Source organism: Streptomyces sp. UG1, assembly GCF_049974585.1.
In the GTDB taxonomy this organism is placed as follows: Bacteria; Actinomycetota; Actinomycetes; order Streptomycetales; family Streptomycetaceae; genus Streptomyces.
In genome coordinates this window covers 1-20657 of the sequence record NZ_JBNGGG010000071.1, presented here as the reverse complement: position 1 = coordinate 20657, position 20657 = coordinate 1, and the positions used below count along the sequence as shown (strand labels likewise).

Below are 20657 nucleotides of genomic sequence, written 5' to 3'. Positions count from 1 at the left end.
GCAGGCCGATGGTGGGGGTAGCACCACCATCCCCTAGGGGGTGAGTGTCAGGGTCAACTGGGTGGATCACCGGATGGGTTGAGGGCCGCCGAGTCCGTAACTTCGAAGTGTGCCCGCGAGAGGCGCCACGGACATTCGAAGACCCACGGAGGCATCATGTCGGCCCGTACGCACACTCCGCCCCACCCGGCGTCCACGGGCCGTGCCGACACCCGGCTGCCCTGGTGGGCCCTCGCCCTGCCGACGCTCGCCTTCATCACGCTGCTCACGCTGATCCTGAACCCGTCGGATGCGCACGCCGCGACCACCGAGCCCGCGATCCCCCAGCTCCTCGAGCGCATAGTGGAGCTGATCACGCGCTGAGCACCGCCAAAGCCGCCCGTCAACTCCCTGCGCCCCATGGCCTGTTTCATGCGAAGCTGGATCTCATGAGCGTCGCAGAACCCCGCAGGATTGTCCTCTTCCGGCATGCGAAAGCCGACTGGCCACAGGTGACCGACCACGAGCGGCCGCTCGCCGACCGGGGCCGAATGGACGCGGCAGAGGCCGGACGCAGGCTGGCCGACACCGCCATCCCCTTCGACCTGGCTCTGTGCTCCACCGCGACCCGGACCCGGGAGACCTGGAAGCTCGCCGTCCACGAGTTCGAGCACCGGCCGAAAACCGTCTACGAGGAGCGGGTCTACGAGGCCTCGCCCGGCGAGCTGATCACCGTGCTCAACGAAACCCCCGACGACGCGCAGAACGTCCTGCTGATCGGCCACAACCCCGGCGTGCAGGGCCTCGCCGAGATCCTCTCCGGCTCCGCCGAGGACAATGCGCGCGAGCGGATGAGCCGCCGGGGCTTCCCGGCCGCCGCCTTCGCCGTGCTCTCCTTCACCGGCACCTGGAAGACGCTGGAGCCCGGCGTGGGCACGCTGCTCGACTACTGGGCGCCGTCCGAGTGACCGACCCGTGTGAGGGGCCCGGCACCGTGGCGGTGCCGGGCCCCTCACACATGTACGTCATCGGGTTTTACGTCGTCGGGCGCGGGCCGTCGTCAGTCCTCGTCGTGCATGTCCGCGGCCTCGACCTCTTCACGGGTGACGCCGAGCAGATACAGGACCGTGTCCAGGAACGGCACGTTCACCGCCGTGTGCGCCGCCTCCCGCACCACCGGCTTGGCGTTGAAGGCGACACCGAGACCCGCCGCATTGAGCATGTCCAGGTCGTTGGCACCGTCACCGATCGCCACCGTCTGGGACAGCGGCACCCCCGCCTCGGCGGCGAACCGGCGCAGCAGCCGCGCCTTGCCCGCCCGGTCCACGATCTCGCCGGTGACCTTGCCCGTCAGCTTCCCGTCGACGATCTCCAGCGTGTTCGCCTGGGCGAAGTCCAGCCCGAGCCGTTCCTTGAGATCATCGGTGACCTGCGTGAACCCACCCGAGACGACCCCCACTTGATAGCCGAGCCGCTTCAGCGTACGGATCAGCGTGCGCGCGCCCGGCGTCAGCCGCACATCGCTGCGCACCTTCTCCACCACCGAGGCGTCCAGCCCCGCCAGCAGCGCCACGCGCGCGTGCAGCGACTGCTCGAAGTCCAGCTCACCGCGCATCGCGGCCGCCGTCACCTCGGCCACCTGGTCCTCGCACCCGGCGTGCGCCGCGAAGAGCTCGATCACCTCGTCCTGGATGAGCGTGGAGTCCACGTCCATGACGACGAGCCGCTGGGCGCGCCGATGCAGTCCGGCGGCGACGACGGCGACGTCGACACCCAGTGCCGCCGCCTCGGTCACCAGGGCGGTGCGCAGCGGCTCCGTCTCCACGCCGGACACCGCGAACTCCACCGCGGTCACGGGGTACTTGGCGAGGCGGAAGATGCGGTCGATGTTGGCGCCGGACTCGGTGATCCGGGCGGCGATGGCGGCCGTCGCCTCCGCGGTCAGCGGGTGCCCGAGCACCGTCACCAGCGATCGTCCGAGGCCACGCGGCCGGTTGTCGCCCCGGCCGGAGATGATCTCCGCCTGCATCTTCATCGACTCCGCCCAGTTGTGGACGGTCGCCCGCAGATCGCCCTCCATACCGGTCGGCGGCTGCGTCACGAGCGCGCACAGCGTGATCCGGCCACGGGTGACGACCTGCTCGATGTCGACCACGTCGACGGAGTAGGCGGCCAGCGTGTCGAAGAGGCCGGCGGTGATGCCCGGCCTGTCCTTCCCGAAGATCTTGACGAGAAGAGTGGGGATATCGGCGGAGACATCTGAGGTCTGCGAAGCGCTCATGGTGCCTCCACCGTATCCGGCACCCAGTGCCTGCCGCCCCTGAGGTCCGTCTAGCGGACACGGAACACTGGGTGTCGGCCGGATGGCGGGGACCTTACATTCCGGCCACCGCTGCGTTCAGCGGCGGCGCAGCGGCAAGGGGCCGGTCCCGGCGCTGAGGATCAGGGCGGCGGGGGCCGGTCCCGGCGCTGAGGATCAGGGCGGCAGGGACCGGCCCCGCGCTGAGGATCAGGAGCGCCCCTTCGGCTTTCGCGGTGGTGGGGGTGGAGGGGGTGGAGGCGGCGGGGGAGGAGGTGGCGGTGGCGGTGGTCCCTCGCCCGCGCCGGATGACGACGACCGGTCTCCGCGCCGCCGGGGAGACCGGGGCGACCGAGGGGGCGGCTCGATGGGGCGGGCGACGGTGGGGGCGCCGTACATGTCGTCGCCGCTGGGGGGAGGGGGCTCGTCGTCGGGCGGCGGGCCACCGTACGGCGACGTCCTGTGCGACGGCACCCCGGACGGTGGGTCACCGGGCCGCCGCGCACCCTCGGGATGCTGCGGCTCGTCGGTCGGCCGCACGCCTCCTGGTGGGGGCGCATGACCGGATGGCTGGGGGCTTCCGTATGGCCGCGCACCTTCGCGCGGCTGCGCGTCGTCGGCCGGGCGCGCGCGTCCTGGTGGGGGTGCATGACTGGATGGCTGGGGGCTTCCGTATGGCCGCGCGCCCCCGGGCGCCTGCCTGCCCCGGAATGACCGTCCGCCCCCGGAAGACCGCCCGTCCTCCGGCGGTGGTGCCACTCCGGGCGGCGGTGCCACCCCTGGCGGCGTTGCCACGCCCGGTGGCGCCGCCGCCCCCGGTGGCGGTGTCACCCCTGGCGGTCGGGCGTCCTCCGGTTCGCTCGGCTCGTCCGGCAATCGGAGATACGGGTTCGTCGCAGGGTTCGGCGGCCGATACGGCGTGCCGGGTGTGTACGGCCCGGACCCGCTCGCGTACGTCGAAGCACCGGCCCCCTCCGACGCCCCGCCCGCGTACGGCCCGGACCGGCTCGCATATGACGAAGCACCGGCAACCTCCGACGCCCCGCCCGCAGTGCCGGGCCCACCGCCCGCAGTGCCGGCCTCCGCGCCCCGAGCCAACGGAGCCGCCCGCGTCCCCGCCGCGCCGGTGACCCGGGCCAGCAGCGCTCCCACCGCGCCGGCCCCCGCGCCCCAGGCCCCGCCGAGGACCAGCGCCATGCCGAGGTTCCCCTGCAACCGCACCCCGGCACCGAACGCGTCGAACCCCAGCACCGACAGCGAGGCGTCCACGGACAGCTCCGTCAGCCACACGAGCAACGGCAGGGTCAGCGCCGTGGCGACCCCGAGCCGCAGCGCACACCGCCCGGCGAAACGGAGGGCACCCGGATCCCGTACTCCCCGTGAACCCTCGGAGCTACCCACTGCCCCGGGACCTGGATCCCGTACTCCCCGTGAACCCTCGAAGCTTCCCCCCACCCCGGCGCCCGGATCCCGTACTCCCCGGGACCCCCCGAAGCTTCCCCCCGCCCCGGCACCCGGTCCCCGTACTCCCCAGGACGCCTCGGAGCCACCCACCACCCCGGCACCCGCGACCACCGGCGTCCGCACCGCCGTGAGCACTCCCGCCAGCAGCATCATCACCGCCGCCGCGACGCCCAGCAGCCACACCCGCCCATCCAGCTCAGCCAGCCTCCCCAGGGTCACGGACTGGTCCGCGCCGCTGTTCAGGAGGTCGTCCAGGGGATCCGGCAGCAGGCCTACCAGGACGCCCGTCGCCCGGCCGTCGAATGGTACGAAGAGGCCGATCGGGATGCCGAGCCACACGCCGTTGGGGGCGCCCAGCAGCGCCGCGCCCGCGATCCGCTTGGGGTGCTCGTCGCCGATCGCCGCGTACGCCGCCGCCGCGAGCCCGGCCATGACCGCCACCAGCACCACCGTGACGAGGGCGGACGCGGCGGGACGGATGACGCGGTGCGCGGCCTCCCACCCGCGCGGCAGCGGGGTGCGGCGCGAGGCCAGCAGGGCGATGAGCAGGATTCCGGCCGACCAGCCCATGCCGCCCAGCAGCGTCGGCGCCGTGTCGACCGTGAAGCCGACCGCCGCCTGCGCGTCGATCAGGTCGCCGATCCGGTCGGGCAGCAGCCCGCCGATGTCCCCTATGTCGCCGATACCGGGGATCTCGAGACCGCCGCCTCCGCCTCCGCCGCCCCCCGGCAGGTCGTCGAGTCCCAGCGAGCTCCCGTCGACCGTGATGACGTCGTGCCCGGCCCAGGCCAGCCCGCCCAGCATCGCCACGAACAGCGCGACCACCGCGCCCGCGCGCGCGAGGAGTTCGGCCGGCGCGATCTCAACTCCCGCGCCCCGCAGGGACCGTAGGAAGAACCACGACAGCAGCACCGCGCCGACCAGGCTCACCCCGAGTGGCGTGATCTCGATGGCCGTCGCCGCCTCCGCGCCCGTCAAGCCGAAAGCGGACACATCCCCGGACGGCGTGACCGAACCACCCGCCCCAAGGGCCACCACCGCCGCGGTCATCGGGCCCAGGGACCCCGCCGAGTCCGCCTCCAGCAGCCGCAGTCCGAGCGCCGCCGTACCCGCCATCCCGATCAACGCCCAGCTCACGGCGGCGATCGCGGAGAGCAGGATGTCCCCCCACGGCAGCCTCGCGCCTTTCGAGGTCCCGACGTACGTGGACGCGCTCATGGCAGACCCCCCGATCCGCGTGCGGCCGATCGCCGCGCATGTCCCCCTCGCGTGGATTACCACTCTCCGGGCTGGTTTCAACCCCGTCAACGGAACCAGTCGAAGCGCACAGGCGTGGTCCACACAAGGCCCGGCTTTCGGTCAGGGGGTGGAGCCTGAAATAGTTCCCGACGATGTTCGACATCCCTAGACTCCCTGTGTTGGGGGTAACTCGGGGGACTACTCAGTGGGGCATGGAGTGCCGGAACTCGTACTGGAATTGAACGGACGGACCTGGACGCTCGACGTGTCCAGGCCCTACACCCTCGGACGCGATCCGCAGGGCGACATCGTGCTCGACGACGCGAGGGTGTCCTGGCGGCACGCCACGATCAGTTGGAGCGGCCGCAGTTGGGTCATCGAGGACCAGGGCAGCACCAACGGCACGTTCGTGCAGGGCCAACGGATCCATCACCTGGAGATCGGGCCGGGTACGGCCGTGCACCTGGGCAACGCGACCGACGGACCGTGCCTGAACCTCTCCGGCACCGCGGCCTCCGTCGCCTCGCCGCAGGGCCGGCCGCAGCAACAGCCGTACGCCGCGCAGGGCGCACAGGCCGGCTGGGCGCAGCAGGCGCCGCAACAGCAGGCCCCGCAGGCCGATTGGCAGCAGCCGCAGCAGGCCGCCCACATCCCGCAGCAGCAGGGCCCCGGTGGTGGCGCGGGGGCGCCGCCGGTCTACGGCGACCGCAGCCCGACCACGTTCCACCAGTTCTCGATCGGCCGCGTGATGCGCATCGGCCGTGCCCTGGAGAACGAACTGGTCGTCTCCGACCTGCAGGTCTCCCGGCACCACGCCGAGTTCCACTCGACGCCCGACGGCCGTATGGAGATCCGCGACCTCGGCTCCCACAACGGCACGTACGTCAACGGCCAGCCGATCGCCAAGGGCGGCTCGGCGATGCTCGGCCCCACCGACATCGTCGGCGTCGGCCACTCCACGTTCCGCATCGTCGGCGACCGCCTCGAGGAGTTCGTCGACACCGGTGAGGTCTCCTTCTCCGCCCGCCACCTGACCGTCACGGTCGACGGCGGCAAGCAGATCCTCAAGGACGTCTCCTTCGGCGTCCCGGAGAAGTCCCTCATCGCGGTCATCGGCCCGTCCGGCTCGGGCAAGTCGACCCTGCTCAAGGCGCTGACCGGCTACCGCCCCGCCAACCAGGGCGACGTCCTCTACGACAACCGCAACCTCTACAAGCAGTTCGCCGAGCTGCGCCAGCGCATCGGTCTGGTCCCGCAGGACGACATCCTGCACAAGGAGCTGACCGTCAAGAAGGCCCTCAAGTACGCGGCCAAGCTCCGCTTTCCCGCCGACACCACGGCCCGCGAGCGCGAGGAGCGCATCGACGAGGTGCTGCGCGAGCTCAAGCTCGACATCCACAAGGAGAAGAAGGTCACCTCCCTCTCCGGCGGCCAGCGCAAGCGTGTCTCGGTGGCCCTGGAGCTGCTCACCAAGCCGTCGCTGATCTTCCTCGACGAGCCCACCTCGGGTCTCGACCCGGGCATGGACCGCGACGTCATGCAGCTGCTGCGCGGACTCGCCGACGACGGTCGTACGGTCCTCGTCGTCACCCACTCCGTGGCCGAGCTGGCGCTGTGCGACAAGCTCCTGGTGATGGCGCCGGGCGGCGCGGTCGCCTACTTCGGCCCGCCCGAGGAGGCGCTGAACTTCTTCGGCTACGACACCTGGGCCGACGTCTTCTCCGCCTTCGAGAACTACCGCGACTACGACTGGGCGGGACGCTGGAAGGGCTCGCAGCACTACCAGATGTACGCCGCGGACATCGACGCGATTGCCCCGCAGTCCGTACAGATGCCTCCGATGCAGGCGATGAAGCCGCCGAAGCCACAGGGCTGGGGCTCGCAGCTCATCACCCTTGTCCGGCGGTACGTCTCGGTCATCGCGTCCGACAAGGGCTTCATGGCCCTGATGCTGATCCTGCCCGCCGTACTCGGCGCGGTCAGCCTGCTCATCGACTCCGGCAACAACCTGCTGCCCAACGAGCCGCGCGCCAACGGGCTGCGGCAGCCCAACGGCACCGCCACCACCGTCCTTCTCATCCTCGCGGTCGGCGCCTGTTTCGCCGGCGCGGCCAACTCCGTCCGTGAGCTGATCAAGGAACGGGTGATCTACGAACGGGAACGCGCGACGGGTCTGTCCCGCTCGGCCTACCTGATGTCCAAGGTCATCGTGCTCGGCATGATCACCATGGTCCAGGGTCTGATCGTCGGCGGGATCGGATTCGGTGCGCGCGAGGTTCCCGCGGAGGGTCTGATCCTCGGCGCCCAGACCAAGCTGGAGCTCTGCCTGCCGATCATGGCGCTCGGGTTCAGCTCGATGATGTTCGGCCTGGTGATCTCCGCGCTGGTCAAGACCGCCGAGAAGACCATGCCGCTGCTGGTGATGTTCGCGATCGTCCAGGTCGTGTTCACGGGCTGCCTGTTCACCCTGAACGGCTCCATCGGTGTCAACGAGTTCTCGTACCTGATGCCGTCCCGCTGGGCGGTCGCCGCCGCGGGCGCCACCCTGGACTTCAACCTGGTCAACCCGAACAAGGACGACCCGACCGCGACCGACCCGCTGTGGGACCACACGGTGGGCGCCTGGGGCCTCGACATGGCCGCCCTCATCGCCCTCGGTGCGATCTGCGGCTTCCTCGTGGCCCGCTTCCTGCGCCGCCACGAGCCCGAGGTCATGCGCAAGTAGCCCCGTCGCCGTACGACGCCCGAAGGGCGGCACCCGTCAGGAGGGTGCCGCCCTTCGGCGTACGGATCACAGGCCCGCGGAATCAGAGGCCCGCGGAATCAGAGGACGCGGATCAGAGGCCCACGCCTACCTCGCTCAGTACGCGCTGTTGACGTTGTCGATCGAGCCGTACCGGTCGGCCGCGTAGTTGGCGGCGGCGGTGAGGTTGGCGACCGGGTCGTACTGGCTCCAGGCCGTGCCCGGGACGTGGTAGGCGTCGAAGGTCGGCTTGATGACCTGCAGCAGACCGATCGACGGGACGCCGTTCTGGGCGTTGATGTCCCAGTTGTTGATGGCGTTCGGGTTGCCCGAGGACTCCCGCATGATGTTCTTGTGCAGACCGTTGTAGGTGCCCGGGATGTTGTGCTTCTTCATGATGTCCAGGGCCTCACGGATCCAGCCGTCGAGGTTGTTGGCGTAGGTCTTCTTGGCGGCGACCGGCTTGACCGCGGCGCGCTTGGCGGACCGGCTGGCGGCCTCCTTGGCCTTGCGCGCGGCCTCGGCCTTCTTCTTGGCGGCGGCCTCGGCGGCCCGCTTCTTGGCCTGGGCGACGGCGGCCTCGTGCTTCGCGTGGGCGACGGCGGCCTCGTGCTTGGCGTGGGCGACCGCGGCCTTGTGCTTGGCCGCCATCTCCTGGGCCTTCACACGGGCGGACGCGTGCTGGTCGGTGACGTTGCCCTTGACGTCCTTGATCTGCTCGTTGCTGTAGGCCACCTTGCCCGCGGGGGCTTCGGCCGTGGTCGTCTGGGCGTTGCCGGGGACGGCGGAGAAGGCGAGGGCGGCGGCGCCGAGGGTGGCGACTCCGGCGATCGCGATCTTGTGCCGCTGGGTCAGCGCACGTATGGGACCGCGGTTCTTGGTGTTCTTGAGCATGGCAGATGGACCTCTTCGAATAGCGCGGAGGTCGCTCGCTGTCCTGCGTGGGACACGGGTGCTTCCTGCACAAGCGCCGCGGGCGGAACCCGCGGCGCTGAGCGACGGCAGCCATTCTTAGCGGCCGCAAAATCGCGAGGCAAAGGTGTGACGTACGATCCTCGGTAGTGGAACCGGGAAGGGCAAAATAGGACAGACGGGACCGTCTGTGCCGCTCAAAAGGGACGCAGTTACCTACTACGGACTTTCGTACGTGATGTGCACCCTATGTGCGGGCTCACATCAACCGTGCGACGGTCTCACCAGCAGTTGCTGGAGCAATGCTCTGAGTGAGGCTGGTCCGCCGGGAGGACGAGGTGCACGTCGCCGAACTCGTGCCACAGGTAGAGCCCGCGCAGCGCCGCCTCGTAACCGCGGTCGATCGCGGCTCGCCCCGCGACGGCCTCCAGCATCAGCAGATGCGAGGCCTCCGGCTCGTGCAGCCCGGTCAGCAGCCCGTCCACCACACGCACCCCGCGCTCCGGGGTCACGACGAGGTCCGTCCACCCTGCACGCGCGCGTACGACCCCGTCGGCGTCCACCGCCGACTCCACGGCCCGCACGGCCGTCGTCCCGACGGCGACGACCCGGCCGTCCCCGGCCTTGACCGCGTTGATCAGCCGCGCCGACGCCTCCGGCACCACGAACCGCTCCGGATACGGCGGCTCATGCGTCTCCGCCGAGGCCACCCCGGTATGCAGCGTGACCGGCGCGAACTGCACACCCCGGCTGACCAGCTCCGTGACCATCCCCACCGTGAAGGGCCGCGCCGCACTCGGCATCTCCGCACTCCCCAGACCGTCACCCGACGGCAACGCGAACACGGTCTGATACACGGCCAACGGCTGATCCCGCTCCGTATAGGAGTAACGAATGGGCCGTCCGTACTTGTGCATCAGGCCGAGGACTCGGGCATGGTCGGGGGCAGGGGCAGGGGCAGGGGCAGGGTCGGGGCTGGGCGCTTGGTGGGCTCCCGTGCCCCGGGTTTCGTCGGGTCCTGTGTCCGGGGCTCGGTCGGCTCCGGCGCCTCGGGTTCCGTCTGGTCCCGCGTCACCGGTTCCGTCTGGTTCCGCGTCCCGGGTTCCGTCGGCTCCCGCGTCCCGAGTTCCGTAGGGTCCTGGGCTCTGCGCTCCGTGTGGCTCCGGGCTCCGTGCCCCGTCAGACCCCTCGCGCTGGGCCTCCTCGGCCTCTGCGGCCCTGGTCGTCTCGGTTCCTGTTGCCCGTAGTGCCTCGGGTCCTGCGCTCTGCGCCTGTGCCGGTTCGCTGCCCCGTGGCTCCTCCGGCCCCGCGCCTGGCGTCTCCTCCGGCCCTGCGCCCCGTGGCTCCTCCGGCCCCGCGCCTGGCGTCTCCTCCGGCCCCGCGCCCCGTGGCTCCTCCGGCCCCGCGCCTGGCGTCTCCTCCGGCCCCGCGCCCCGTGCCTCCTCCGGCCCTGCGCCCCGTGGCTCCTCCGGCCCCGCGCCTGGCGTCTCCTCCGGCCCCGCGCCCCGTGCCCCCTCCGGCCCCGCGCCCCGCGTCTCCTCCCGCCCCCTGCCCGGAGCCCCCTTCAGCCCCGCGCCCCCAGCCCAACCCCCTCCCGCGACCCGCGCCCACCACAGCCGCTCGCTCCCCTCGCTCAGCGGCTCCTCCAGCACCAGCCTCAATCCGCCCGGCAGCCACACCTCAGTCCCCGCTGGCCCGCCCGCACGCGCGCGTGTGGTGCCGTGTTCGTCGGGGTCCCGCAGCTCGACGGCCCACCGCCCGTCGTCCCCGAGCGTGGAGAAGTGCACCACCACGCGCGCGTGCCCGATCCATCCGTCCACGGCGGCGGCCAGCGTCTGCGACGTGTTGACGACCAGCAGGTCCCCGGGCCGCAGCAGCAGCGGCAGCTCGGCGAACGCGTGGTGGGACACCTCCGTGCCCCGCGACACCAGCAGTCGTACGGCATCCCGGCCCAGCCCCGGCCCACGCTGCTCGGCGGGAACCCGCGCCGACAGCTCCTCCGGCACTCTCACCGCCAGCGTCATCGCCGCCCCTCCAGCAGCGCCGGCGCCCCGTAGCGACCGCTCCCCGGACGCTCCTCCAGCAGCCGCAGGAAGGCCGGCACCACACTGGCCGGCGCCGGGCGCGGACCGTCGTCGTCCGGTACGGCCGCCGCGTACAGGTCCGTAGCCATGTCCCCGGGGTCGACCGCCCACACCCGCAGCCCCGGCTCCTCCTCGCCGAGCACCGCGGCGAGATGGTCCAGCGCGGCCTTCGACGCCCCGTACCCGCCCCACGTCTCGTACGCCTCGGCGGCCGCGTCCGAGCTGACCGTGATCACGGTGCCCGCCTCGGACGCCCGCAGCAGCGGCAGCGCCTCCTGGACCAGGGCCAGCGCGGCGACCACGTTCACCTCCAGCGCCCGCCGCAGCCCCTCCAGCGGCAGTCCGTCCAGCCGTACGAGCGGCTCGGCGCCCAGCGCGCTGGCGTTGCTCACCAGCAGATCGACGCCGCCCAGCACCGAGGCGGCAGCCACCAGCTCGGCCCGGTGCCCGGCGTCCGTGACGTCCCCCGGCACGGCCGTCACGCGCGTGCCGTGCAGTTCCCGCAGCCCGGCCACCGTCTCCCACAGCACCTCCGGCGTCCGGGCGTCGAGCACCAGATCCCAGCCCCGCGCGGCCAGCGCCTCGGCGAGCGCCCGCCCCAGACCCTTCGAGGCCCCCGTGATGATCGCTACCGGCATGACATCCGTCCCCTCGTCCCAGGCCGCCGCCGACCGGCGGTGCCCTCAACGTAGGAACCGGGACGCCCGCACCGCCTCGGACGCGGGTCGCAAAGCCGTGAGGCCCTTTGCCCTACGTCGCCCACCGGGGGCCTTTCGCCCTACGTCACGCGCCGGGGTCCTCGCGTCCTACACCGCCGAGCCTGGTACCGCAGCCCTAGGTCCCGCGCCGCAGCCGGCAGCCGCCACAGGTCCGATCCGGCTGTCACACCCCGCCGGTACCGTGAGGGCATGAGTCAAGGCCCCAGGTCCGGCCTCGCCGCGGTGAGCTCCGCGTTGCTGGCCATGAGCAGGCATCTGGAGGTGCGCGACGTCCTCAAGACGATCGTCGCCTCGGCCCGCGAGCTGCTCGACGCGCAGTACGCCGCGCTCGGCGTCCCGGACGACCACGGCGGCTTCGCCCAGTTCGTGGTCGACGGGGTCAGCGACGAGCAGTGGAAGGCCATCGGCCCGCTGCCTCGCCAGCACGGCATCCTCGCCGCGATGCTCCAGGACGCCAAGGTCGAGCGCCTCGCCGACGTCCGCAAGGACCCCCGCTTCGAGGGCTGGCCGTCGGCCCACCCCGACATGTCCGACTTCCTGGGTCTGCCGATCCGCGACGGCGACGAGGTCATCGGGGCTCTGTTCCTCGCGAACAAGAACTGCCCCAAGCCGGAGGGCAGTTGCGGCTTCACGGAGGAGGACGAGGAGCTGTTGGGGATCCTCGCCCAGCACGCCGCGATCGCCCTCACCAACGCCCGCCTCTACGAGCGCAGCCGCGAACTGACGATCGCCGAGGAGCGCTCACGCCTGGCCCATGAGCTGCACGACGCGGTCAGCCAGAAGCTGTTCTCCCTGCGCCTGACGGCCCAGGCCGCCACCGCCCTGATCGACCGCGACCCGTCCCGCGCCAAGGGCGAGCTGCACCAGGTGGCCGCACTCGCCGCCGAGGCCGCCGACGAACTGCGCGCCGCGGTCGTCGAGCTGCGCCCCGCGGCCCTCGACGAGGACGGCCTCGTCGCCACCCTGCGCACCCAGATCCAGGTCCTCGACCGCGCCCACACCGCCCGCGTGACCTTCGCCGGCCGCGGCGTGAAGGCCCTGCCCTCCGCCCAGGAGGAGGCCGTGCTGCGCGTCGCCCAGGAGGCCCTGCACAACGCCCTGCGGCACTCCGCCGCCGAACAGGTCGACGTGACGCTGGACCGGCGCGGCAGCGGAGCCGTGCTGCGGGTCACCGACGACGGCAGCGGCTTCGACCCCAAGGCGGTACGTCGCGCCGGACGCCACCTCGGCCTGGTCTCCATGCGGGACCGGGCGAGCGGGGTCGGCGGCGCGCTGACGGTGGAATCGGCGCCCGGCAAGGGCACCACGATCGAGATGGAGGTCCCCGGTGGGTGACGCAATCAAGGTGCTGCTCGTCGACGACCACCAGGTCGTCCGCCGGGGCCTGCGCACCTTCCTCGAAGTGCAGGACGACATCGAGGTCGTGGGCGAGGCGGCCGACGGCGCCGAGGGAGTGGCCCGCGCGCAGGAGCTGAAGCCCGACGTCGTGCTGATGGACGTCAAGATGCCGGGCATGGACGGCGTCGACGCCCTGCGTAAGCTCCGCGAGCTCGACAACCGCGCGCGCGTGCTGATCGTCACCAGCTTCACCGAACAGCGCACGGTGATCCCGGCCCTGCGCGCGGGCGCCGCCGGCTACGTCTACAAGGACGTGGACCCCGACGCCCTCGCCGGAGCCATCCGCTCGGTCCACGCCGGCCACATCCTGCTCCAGCCCGAGGTCGCGGGCGCCCTGCTGTCCCAGGAGGAGACCAACTCGGGACAGGGCAGAGCGGGCTCGCTGACGGAACGGGAGCGCGAGGTGCTCGGCCTGATCGCGGACGGCCGCTCCAACCGGGAGATAGCCAGAGCCCTCGTGCTCTCGGAGAAGACGGTCAAGACCCACGTGTCGAACATCCTCATGAAACTCGACCTCGCGGACCGCACCCAGGCCGCGCTGTGGGCCGTACGCCATGGCATGACCGGCTGAAACGTTCTGCGCAGGACATGACTCTCGGCAATTCGGAGGGTTCCGCTCCGGACTGAGATTCATACCGTCGTGGGAATGTCCCCCAGATGGCGCATCCTCCGTGGATCTCGGCCGTTCTCCAGTGCGTGCTGCGGCGACTGCCGCGGCAATCGCAAGGAGGGCTTAGAAGTGAAGAACCTGAAGAAGGCAGCGGCCGTGACGATGGTGGCGGGTGGCCTGCTGGCCGCCGGTGCCGGAATGGCCTCCGCCACCACCGGTGCGCACGCCGACGGCGAGGCCGTGGGCTCCCCGGGCATCGCCTCGGGCAACCTCGTCCAGGCCCCGATCCACATCCCGGTCAATGACTCGGGCAACAGTGTGAACGTCGTCGGCATCCTGAACCCTGCCTTCGGCAACCTGGCCGTCAACAAGTGACGCCCACCCGAAGCGAGCAGTGACCTCCGGCCTCCCGGGCATCCCGGGAGGCCGGTCTGCTGCAGCGGAAGGTCGGCACCTCTTCAACGCCGGCCGGCGAATCCAGCCCGTCCGGCGTTTGAGGACGAGGCCCCTTCAGGGCCGAAACGGGGGTCTGGGGGCGGAGCCCCCGGGCACGGCCACACCAACGCCGACCACCAAGCGGCCGACGGTCACCGCACCCCCCGCTCCCGCTCCTCCACATACGCGTTGTAAGACGCGACCTGCGCCCGTCGGGCCACCCGCTCCACCGGCCGCAACGCCTCCACCCGCGCCCCCATCTCCGCGGAGCTCACCGCACCCCCGTGCCCGTTCTCGTGCGCCAGCGACACCAGCAGCCCCACCCGCTGCGCCAGCTCCAGCACCCGCACCGCCCGCGGCGGATACCCCGGCGCCAACACCTCCCGCCCCCGATCGGCCCGCGCCCGGTACGCGTCGATCGCCGCCTCGGCCACCGGCCCCGACCCGGCCACATCCAGCCGGGACAACACCTCGGTCGCCTCCCGCAGCCCGTCCGCCAGCTCCCGCTCGGCCTCACCCAGCGACGGCACATCCGCGGGCGGCGCCTCCCGCACCGGCAGCACCTGCCAGACCACCTCGACATGCACATCACCGGCGGGCCCGGCTTCGTACACCTCCGGGACCAGCCCGAGCGCGGCGCCGTGACAGATCACCGCCTCCTCGGCCTCCATCGCCCGCGCATTGAACTCCGGCGGCCCGCTCAGCCCCAGCGGATGCCCCGGCGCGGGCAGCGCGACCCGCAGCCCGCTCACCCCCAGCGCCCGCAGCCGCCCCAGGGCAAGCGTGAGTCCCACGGGCGCCGACTCCCCGGGCAGCCCCTCCACCCGGTGCACCGCGTCGTCCCCGACGATCTCCAGCACAGCGTCATCCGGCGCGACAAGTCCGGCCAAAAGGGCATTTCCCCAAGCGGCAAGGCGTCCTGAACGTGGTTCCGAGAGCATGCCCCCACCCTAAGGACCGGACCGATGGAATGAAGTGCGGGACCGGTGGCGTAGATTTCCTTGAGGGCTGCGCCCACAGGCGCACGCGACCACCGAGACGCCGAGACCGGTCACACTGCAAGGGGAGACAACGCGCTCATGAGCGATGTTCTGGAGCTTCAGGACGTATCCGTGGTCCGCGAGGGCCGGGCTCTGGTGGACCAGGTCTCCTGGTCGGTCAAGGAGGGCGAGCGCTGGGTCATCCTCGGCCCGAACGGAGCCGGCAAGACGACCCTCCTGAACGTCGCGTCCAGCTACCTCTACCCCACCAAGGGCACCGCCACCATCCTCGGCGAGACCCTCGGCAAGCCCGGCACCGACGTCTTCGAGCTGCGCCCGCGCATCGGCGTGGCCGGCATCGCCATGACCGAGAAGCTCCCCAAGCGCCAGACCGTCCTGCAGACCGTGCTCACGGCCGCGTACGGCATGACCGCCACGTGGAACGAGGACTACGAGGAGATCGACGAGCAGCGCGCCCGCGCCTTCCTCGACCGCCTCGGCATGAGCGACTACCTCGACCGGAAGTTCGGCACCCTCTCCGAGGGCGAGCGCAAGCGCACGCTGATCTCCCGCGCCCTGATGGCCGACCCCGAGCTGCTCCTCCTCGACGAGCCCGCCGCCGGCCTCGACCTCGGCGGCCGCGAGGACCTGGTCCGCCGCCTCGGCCGCCTCGCCCGCGACCCGATCGCCCCCTCGATGCTCATGGTCACCCACCACGTCGAGGAGATCCCCCCGGGCTTCACCCACGTCCTGATGATCCGCCAGGGCAAGGTCCTCGCCGCCGGCCCGGTGGAACTCGAACTCACCTCCCGCAACCTCTCCCTGTGCTTCGGCCTGCCCCTCGTCGTCGAGCAGGTCGGCGACCGCTGGACGGCACAAGGTCTCCCGCTGTCCTGACCCGCTCCTTCACCACTCGCGAAAATCGCTGGAAAACCGCGGTAAGTAGGGACCCTTCAAACGATCGGTGCTCTGTCGGTGACAGGGCCCGCAGTCATACCATGACCATGTGGAAATCGACGCGTGGGTGTGGTGGTTGATCGGAGCGGCAGCGCTCGGCATCGGGCTCGTGGTCACCGCGATGCCCGAACTCGGCATGCTGGCGGTGGGCGCCGTGGCGGCCGCCCTGGTCGCCGGCATCTTCGGCGGTGACGCCGTCATCCAGGTCGTGGTCTTCGTCGTCGTCTCGAGCGCACTCATCGCCGTCGTACGGCCCATCGCGAACCGGCATCGCGCGCAGCCCCAACACGCCACCGGCATCGAGGCCCTGAAGGGCAAGCAGGCCGTCGTACTGGAGCGAGTCGACGCCTCCGGCGGCCGGATCAAGCTCGCCGGAGAGGTCTGGTCGGCACGCGCCCTCGACACCGACCGCGCCTACGAAGTAGGCCAGGAAGTGGACGTCGTGGACATCGAGGGGGCCACGGCGATCGTCATGTGACCTCGCACGACGTAACTGGCGCGAACGCGCCACAGGCCACGCGACGGTCTGTCAGACTCGACCAGCAAGATCTTCAACAACCATAAGATCTGCCGAAGTTGCCGCAGCGGAGAAGGGGTACGGGGAAACGACGATGGAACCGGTCATCATCGTCCTGATCATTCTGGTGGTGTTGGTCTTCATCGCCCTGATCAAGACGATCCAGGTCATCCCACAGGCGAGCGCCGCCATCGTCGAGCGCTTCGGCCGCTACACGCGGACACTCAACGCGGGCCTCAACATCGTGGTCCCGTTCATCGACACCATCCGCAACCGCATCGACCTGCGTGAACAGGTCGTGCCGTTCCCACCGCAGCCGGTGATCACCCAGGACAACCTGGTCGTGAACATCGACACCGTCATCTACTACCAGGTGACCGACGCCCGCGCCGCCACCTACGAGGTCGCCAGCTACATCCAGGCGATCGAGCAGCTCACGGTCACGACCCTCCGCAACATCATCGGCGGCATGGACCTCGAACGCACCCTGACCTCCCGCGAGGAGATCAACGCGGCCCTGCGCGGAGTCCTCGACGAGGCGACGGGCAAGTGGGGAATCCGCGTGAACCGCGTGGAACTCAAGGCGATCGAACCCCCCACCTCCATCCAGGACTCGATGGAGAAGCAGATGCGCGCCGACCGTGACAAGCGCGCCGCGATCCTCACCGCCGAAGGTACGCGCCAGGCCGCCATCCTCACCGCCGAAGGTGAGAAGCAGTCCCAGATCCTGCGCGCGGAAGGTGAGGCCAAGGCGGCCGCCCTGCGCGCGGAAGGCGAGGCCCAGGCGGTCCGCACGGTCTTCGAAGCGATCCACGCCGGCGACCCCGACCAGAAGCTCCTGTCCTACCAGTACCTCCAGATGCTCCCGAAGATCGCCGAGGGCGACGCCAACAAGCTCTGGATCGTCCCCAGCGAAATCGGCGACGCCCTCAAGGGCCTGTCGGGCGCGATGGGCAACTTGGGCGGCTTGGGCGGCGGTTCGGGCAACGGCTCCTCCGGCACGGGCGTGGAACGCCGAGAGAACCCGTCAATCGACTGAGGCGGTTTCTGCGGTACGACAAGGGGCCCGCCTTCCAGACGAAGGCGGGCCCCAAACGCCCTAGGGGCGCGGGGAACTGCGCGACCAGCCACAAACCACCCGCAGCCAACGAACAACCCAAGGCCCAACGGCGATTAGCTATGCCGCATCCAGCGCCAGCCAATCCGGCAGCGCCGCAAACTCGTCGGCCCCCAGCGCCAGCAGCATCGCATCAGCAGGCGTCGGCTCGAACGGCTCCCGAAGCAGCGGCATACCCGCCTGCTCAGGCGTCCGGTCGGCCTTCCGATGATTGTCCTCCGCACACGAGGCCACCGTGTTCAGCCAGGTGTCCTGCCCACCCTGCGACCGCGGCACCACATGGTCCACCGTCGAGGCCCTGCGCCCGCAGTACGCGCACCGGTGCCGGTCCCGCACCAGCACACCCCGCCTCGACCACGGCGCTTGTCTTCGGAACGGCACCCTTACATACCTGCACAGCCTGATCACCCGGGGCGCGGGTATGTCCACCGCGGCTCCCCGCATACGCAGTTCGGGGTGGGCCTGCTCGACGACGGCCTTGTCCTGAAGCACCAGAACGACGGCTCGATTCAGCGTCACCGTCGACAGCGGCTCGAAGCTCGCGTTGAGTACCAGCGTGTCCCGCATGACCAGCCCACCTCCCGTGTGCACCAGCCCACCCCCTGGCGGGCTGGGATCAACTCTGGCCGGGCACGCCGAGATGGACAACGAAATAAAAAATGCCCGCCCCCGATCACTTCCATGACCAGGAGCGGGCAAACGTTCCATGAACGTCAGACTTCGGCAGGCACCTCGTACTCGGCGATCACATGCGCACGCGCGATCGCGTGGAACCGCAGATTGAACCCGACGACGGCCGGGCTGGCATCCGAGTCCGGACCGAGCTTCTCCTGGTCCACGGCATACACCGTGAACACATAGCGGTGCGGCCCGTCCCCGGGCGGCGGCGCGGCACCACCGAAGTCCTTGGACCCATAGTCGTTCCGCGCCTGTACGGCACCCTCCGGCAGCCCCTCGAACTTGCCGCTGCCCGCGCCCGCCGGCAGCTCGGTCACCGAGGCCGGGATGTCGAAGACGACCCAGTGCCAGAACCCGCTGCCCGTAGGGGCGTCCGGGTCGTAGCAGGTCACGGCGAAGCTCTTGGTCTCGGCCGGGAAGCCCTCCCAGCGCAGTTGCGGCGAGGTGTTGCCTGCCGCGTAGACCTGAGCGTCCTTGAGGGTTCCGCCATGCTCGACGTCCTCGCTCGCGACCGTGAAGGACGGAACGGACGGATGGAAGTCGTGCGGCAGCGGCCGCCTCTTGAGCTCGGTCACGTCGATACCTCCTGAAGGAACAGCGGAATCGCGGATTCTGTGGCTAACGAGCCTAGAACCAGTTGCGCTTGCTGCCGACCTCGGACAGCCACTGGTTGAGATACGCCGCCCAGTCGGTCCCATGGAAGTCGTTCAGGCCCACCTGGAACGACCGGAAGGTGTCGCTGCCCTCGCTGAACAGCCCCGGCTTCTTGTCCATCTCAAGGACGACGTCCATCGCGTTCTGGTCCGCGACGAAGCTCAGCTCGACCTGGTTGATCCCGCGGTACTGCTGCGGCGGGAAGAACTCGATCTCCTGGTAGAACGGCAGCCTCTGCCGCGTACCGCGGATGTGACCGCGCTCCATGTCCGCGTTCTTGAACCGGAAGCCCAACTGGATGAAGGCATCCAGGATCGCCTTCTGCGCGGGCAGCGGGTGCACGTTGATCGGGTCCAGGTCGCTGGAGTCCACGGCCCGAGCGATCGCCAGCTCGGTCGTCACACCGATGTTCATACCGCGCAGCGCCTGACCGTCGATCATCGTGACCGGCGTCTCCCAGGGGATCTCCAGCCCGAACGGCACCGCGTGCACGGCCCCCGCCTGCAGCTCGAAGGCACCGCCGAGCTGCTGCTTCGTGAACTCGATGTCCTGCTTGTACTCCGAGTCCTGGCTCTCGACCTCGACGCGCGCCTGGAGCCCGACGGCCAGACCCTCGATGTCCTGGTTCACGGACCCGCCCTGAATCCGCACCTCACCCTGGACGACCCCGCCCGGGACGACATTGACCTCCGTCAGCACCGTCTCGACCGAAGCACCGCCGGCCCCCAGGCTCGCGAGCAGCTTCTTGAACGCCATGACTCTCCTCTTCTCAGAGCGGATCCCTGATCCCTACAAACGCGATCCGGCCGTGGCCGGTTCCGCGCCCCACCCTGGCAAGGTGCAGGCCCCCTGACCACCCCGTCGCCACCACCCGTCTGCACTACCCTCGGACGGCATGATCGCGACCCCCGACCGTACGCCCCTGCCCCGGGACTTCTTCGACCGCCCCGTCCTGGAGGTCGCCCCCGACCTCCTCGGCCGCCTCCTCGTACGCACCACCCCGGACGGTCCGATCACCCTCCGCCTGACAGAGGTCGAGGCCTACGACGGCCCGAACGACCCCGGCTCCCACGCCTATCGCGGCCGCACCCCCCGCAACGACGTGATGTTCGGTCCCCCCGGACACGTCTACGTCTACTTCACCTACGGCATGTGGCACTGCATGAACCTGGTGTGCGGCCCCGACGGCCAGGCCTGCGCGGTCCTGCTGCGCGCCGGCGAGATCGTCGAGGGCGCCGAGCTCGCCCGCAAACGTCGACTCTCGGCCCGTAACGACAAGGAACTGGCCAAAGGCCCGGCCCGCCTGGCCACCGCCCTCGACGTGGACCGCGCCCTGGACGGCACGGACGCGTGCAGCACCGGCGAGACCCCGCTACGAGTGCTCACCGGCATGCCCGTCCCCTCCGACCAGGTACTCAACGGCCCACGCACCGGCGTGGCAGGTGACGGCGGCAACGGCGACATCCACCCTTGGCGCTTCTGGATCGCCAACGACCCGACGGTCAGCCCCTATCGGGCCCATGTCCCCAAGCGCCGCCGAAGTTGACGCACCTTTGCGAGGGGCGTAACGTAGCCCGAGCCGCTGAACCGGGTACTGCGTAAGTCAGCAGCCGGAGCGGCTAACCCACTACCTACGAGAACCCCTCAGCGGGGTCGATTCTGGTGTGCCCGCATGCCCGAATTCGAATCCGCGGGACCCGATTATGAATCGGGCGGGGGAATCGGCTAACGTAGTGAATGTCGAAAGGCCGACGGGCGAAAGCCCCAGAGCCCAAGACAATCCCGCCGACAGGGAATCGGATCGGAAAAGGATCTGATAGAGTCGGAAACGCAAGACCGAAGGGAAGCCCGGAGGAAAGCCCGAGAGGGTGA

General features: G+C 70.5%; 19 protein-coding genes and 1 pseudogene. 10 read left to right on the top strand and 10 right to left on the bottom strand.

Annotated features, from left to right (window positions below):
* Nucleotides 1-156: 156 nt before the first annotated feature.
* Nucleotides 157-363: a hypothetical protein gene (locus ACP4J3_RS47660; RefSeq protein WP_426543973.1), complete on the top strand. Its 207-nt coding sequence runs from the start codon at nucleotides 157-159 to the stop codon at nucleotides 361-363.
* 65 nt (nucleotides 364-428) lie between these two features.
* Complete coding sequence (locus tag ACP4J3_RS47655) at nucleotides 429-947, top strand: SixA phosphatase family protein (protein WP_426543971.1); 519 nt, start codon at nucleotides 429-431, stop codon at nucleotides 945-947.
* A gap of 92 nt (nucleotides 948-1039) precedes the next feature.
* Here ACP4J3_RS47655 and serB read toward each other — a convergent pair whose 3' ends face one another.
* Both serB and ACP4J3_RS47645 read right to left on the bottom strand, forming a co-directional pair.
* Nucleotides 1040-2260, bottom strand: coding sequence for a phosphoserine phosphatase SerB (gene serB, locus ACP4J3_RS47650; protein WP_426543969.1), 1221 nt, complete (start codon nucleotides 2258-2260; stop codon nucleotides 1040-1042).
* Nucleotides 2261-2488: 228 nt separating this feature from the next.
* Complete coding sequence (locus ACP4J3_RS47645; protein WP_426543967.1) at nucleotides 2489-4960, bottom strand: streptophobe family protein; 2472 nt, start codon at nucleotides 4958-4960, stop codon at nucleotides 2489-2491.
* A gap of 238 nt (nucleotides 4961-5198) precedes the next feature.
* Between ACP4J3_RS47645 and ACP4J3_RS47640 the strand changes: the two genes are divergently transcribed.
* Nucleotides 5199-7706 carry an FHA domain-containing protein gene (locus ACP4J3_RS47640; RefSeq protein ID WP_426543965.1) on the top strand — a complete coding sequence of 836 codons (2508 nt, stop codon included), beginning with the start codon at nucleotides 5199-5201 and terminating at the stop codon, nucleotides 7704-7706.
* Nucleotides 7707-7841: 135 nt separating this feature from the next.
* Here ACP4J3_RS47640 and ACP4J3_RS47635 read toward each other — a convergent pair whose 3' ends face one another.
* From ACP4J3_RS47635 to ACP4J3_RS47620, 4 genes and pseudogenes are all read right to left on the bottom strand, one after another.
* On the bottom strand, nucleotides 7842-8618 hold the full coding sequence (locus ACP4J3_RS47635; protein ID WP_426543963.1) for a transglycosylase SLT domain-containing protein: 777 nt from the start codon (nucleotides 8616-8618) through the stop codon (nucleotides 7842-7844).
* A 299-nt stretch (nucleotides 8619-8917) separates the two neighbouring features.
* Nucleotides 8918-10204, bottom strand: coding sequence for an S-adenosylmethionine:tRNA ribosyltransferase-isomerase (locus ACP4J3_RS47630; RefSeq protein WP_426543997.1), 1287 nt, complete (start codon nucleotides 10202-10204; stop codon nucleotides 8918-8920).
* A 23-nt stretch (nucleotides 10205-10227) separates the two neighbouring features.
* A pseudogene (locus ACP4J3_RS47625) lies at nucleotides 10228-10660 on the bottom strand (S-adenosylmethionine:tRNA ribosyltransferase-isomerase); the annotation flags it as partial.
* The gene (locus ACP4J3_RS47620; RefSeq protein WP_426543961.1) at nucleotides 10657-11358 is read right to left on the bottom strand and encodes an SDR family NAD(P)-dependent oxidoreductase; all 702 of its coding nucleotides are present in this window, start codon (nucleotides 11356-11358) and stop codon (nucleotides 10657-10659) included. The pseudogene ACP4J3_RS47625 and the gene ACP4J3_RS47620, both read right to left, overlap by 4 nt.
* Nucleotides 11359-11628: 270 nt before the next feature.
* On the opposite strand from ACP4J3_RS47620, the gene ACP4J3_RS47615 reads away from it, so the two are divergent.
* From ACP4J3_RS47615 to chpE, 3 genes are all read left to right on the top strand, one after another.
* A complete protein-coding gene (locus tag ACP4J3_RS47615; RefSeq protein WP_426543959.1) occupies nucleotides 11629-12774 on the top strand; it encodes a GAF domain-containing sensor histidine kinase in 1146 nt (381 codons plus the stop codon).
* Nucleotides 12767-13408 carry a response regulator gene (locus ACP4J3_RS47610; protein WP_426543956.1) on the top strand — a complete coding sequence of 214 codons (642 nt, stop codon included), beginning with the start codon at nucleotides 12767-12769 and terminating at the stop codon, nucleotides 13406-13408. Before ACP4J3_RS47615 ends, ACP4J3_RS47610 begins: the two co-directional genes overlap by 8 nt.
* A gap of 168 nt (nucleotides 13409-13576) precedes the next feature.
* On the top strand, nucleotides 13577-13822 hold the full coding sequence (gene chpE / locus ACP4J3_RS47605; RefSeq protein WP_426543954.1) for a chaplin ChpE: 246 nt from the start codon (nucleotides 13577-13579) through the stop codon (nucleotides 13820-13822).
* A 212-nt stretch (nucleotides 13823-14034) separates the two neighbouring features.
* Here chpE and ACP4J3_RS47600 read toward each other — a convergent pair whose 3' ends face one another.
* A complete protein-coding gene (locus tag ACP4J3_RS47600) occupies nucleotides 14035-14823 on the bottom strand; it encodes a hypothetical protein (RefSeq protein WP_426543952.1) in 789 nt (262 codons plus the stop codon).
* A 138-nt stretch (nucleotides 14824-14961) separates the two neighbouring features.
* Here ACP4J3_RS47600 and ACP4J3_RS47595 point away from each other — a divergent pair, with 138 nt between their 5' ends.
* From ACP4J3_RS47595 to ACP4J3_RS47585, 3 genes are all read left to right on the top strand, one after another.
* Nucleotides 14962-15759 carry an ABC transporter ATP-binding protein gene (locus tag ACP4J3_RS47595; RefSeq protein WP_426543950.1) on the top strand — a complete coding sequence of 266 codons (798 nt, stop codon included), beginning with the start codon at nucleotides 14962-14964 and terminating at the stop codon, nucleotides 15757-15759.
* Between the two features lie 109 nt (nucleotides 15760-15868).
* On the top strand, nucleotides 15869-16297 hold the full coding sequence (locus ACP4J3_RS47590; RefSeq protein WP_426543948.1) for an NfeD family protein: 429 nt from the start codon (nucleotides 15869-15871) through the stop codon (nucleotides 16295-16297).
* Nucleotides 16298-16430: 133 nt separating this feature from the next.
* On the top strand, nucleotides 16431-17375 hold the full coding sequence (locus tag ACP4J3_RS47585) for an SPFH domain-containing protein (protein ID WP_426543946.1): 945 nt from the start codon (nucleotides 16431-16433) through the stop codon (nucleotides 17373-17375).
* Nucleotides 17376-17513: 138 nt separating this feature from the next.
* Here the strand turns inward: ACP4J3_RS47585 and ACP4J3_RS47580 are convergent, their stop codons facing one another.
* The 3 genes from ACP4J3_RS47580 to ACP4J3_RS47570 form a co-directional block, all read right to left on the bottom strand.
* The gene (locus tag ACP4J3_RS47580; protein ID WP_426543944.1) at nucleotides 17514-18020 is read right to left on the bottom strand and encodes an HNH endonuclease; all 507 of its coding nucleotides are present in this window, start codon (nucleotides 18018-18020) and stop codon (nucleotides 17514-17516) included.
* A 146-nt stretch (nucleotides 18021-18166) separates the two neighbouring features.
* Complete coding sequence (locus ACP4J3_RS47575; protein WP_426543942.1) at nucleotides 18167-18706, bottom strand: YbhB/YbcL family Raf kinase inhibitor-like protein; 540 nt, start codon at nucleotides 18704-18706, stop codon at nucleotides 18167-18169.
* A 52-nt stretch (nucleotides 18707-18758) separates the two neighbouring features.
* Nucleotides 18759-19541 carry a sporulation protein gene (locus ACP4J3_RS47570; protein ID WP_426543940.1) on the bottom strand — a complete coding sequence of 261 codons (783 nt, stop codon included), beginning with the start codon at nucleotides 19539-19541 and terminating at the stop codon, nucleotides 18759-18761.
* A 139-nt stretch (nucleotides 19542-19680) separates the two neighbouring features.
* Between ACP4J3_RS47570 and ACP4J3_RS47565 the strand changes: the two genes are divergently transcribed.
* Complete coding sequence (locus ACP4J3_RS47565) at nucleotides 19681-20331, top strand: DNA-3-methyladenine glycosylase (protein ID WP_426543938.1); 651 nt, start codon at nucleotides 19681-19683, stop codon at nucleotides 20329-20331.
* Nucleotides 20332-20657 lie beyond the last annotated feature (326 nt).

What these genes read in the sequence shown, in the direction of transcription:
- ACP4J3_RS47645 (WP_426543967.1), bottom strand. Translation starts at nt 4,960, where the DNA reads ATGAGCGCGTCCACGTACGTCGGGACCTCGAAAGGCGCGAGGCTGCCG.
- ACP4J3_RS47595 (WP_426543950.1), top strand. Translation starts at nt 14,962, where the DNA reads ATGAGCGATGTTCTGGAGCTTCAGGACGTATCCGTGGTCCGCGAGGGC.
- ACP4J3_RS47580 (WP_426543944.1), bottom strand. Translation starts at nt 18,020, where the DNA reads ATGCGGGACACGCTGGTACTCAACGCGAGCTTCGAGCCGCTGTCGACG.
- ACP4J3_RS47570 (WP_426543940.1), bottom strand. Translation starts at nt 19,541, where the DNA reads ATGGCGTTCAAGAAGCTGCTCGCGAGCCTGGGGGCCGGCGGTGCTTCG.
- ACP4J3_RS47635 (WP_426543963.1), bottom strand. Translation starts at nt 8,618, where the DNA reads ATGCTCAAGAACACCAAGAACCGCGGTCCCATACGTGCGCTGACCCAG.
- serB (WP_426543969.1), bottom strand. Translation starts at nt 2,260, where the DNA reads ATGAGCGCTTCGCAGACCTCAGATGTCTCCGCCGATATCCCCACTCTT.
- ACP4J3_RS47620 (WP_426543961.1), bottom strand. Translation starts at nt 11,358, where the DNA reads ATGCCGGTAGCGATCATCACGGGGGCCTCGAAGGGTCTGGGGCGGGCG.
- ACP4J3_RS47585 (WP_426543946.1), top strand. Translation starts at nt 16,431, where the DNA reads ATGGAACCGGTCATCATCGTCCTGATCATTCTGGTGGTGTTGGTCTTC.
- ACP4J3_RS47565 (WP_426543938.1), top strand. Translation starts at nt 19,681, where the DNA reads ATGATCGCGACCCCCGACCGTACGCCCCTGCCCCGGGACTTCTTCGAC.
- ACP4J3_RS47615 (WP_426543959.1), top strand. Translation starts at nt 11,629, where the DNA reads ATGAGTCAAGGCCCCAGGTCCGGCCTCGCCGCGGTGAGCTCCGCGTTG.
- ACP4J3_RS47655 (WP_426543971.1), top strand. Translation starts at nt 429, where the DNA reads ATGAGCGTCGCAGAACCCCGCAGGATTGTCCTCTTCCGGCATGCGAAA.
- ACP4J3_RS47660 (WP_426543973.1), top strand. Translation starts at nt 157, where the DNA reads ATGTCGGCCCGTACGCACACTCCGCCCCACCCGGCGTCCACGGGCCGT.
- ACP4J3_RS47600 (WP_426543952.1), bottom strand. Translation starts at nt 14,823, where the DNA reads ATGCTCTCGGAACCACGTTCAGGACGCCTTGCCGCTTGGGGAAATGCC.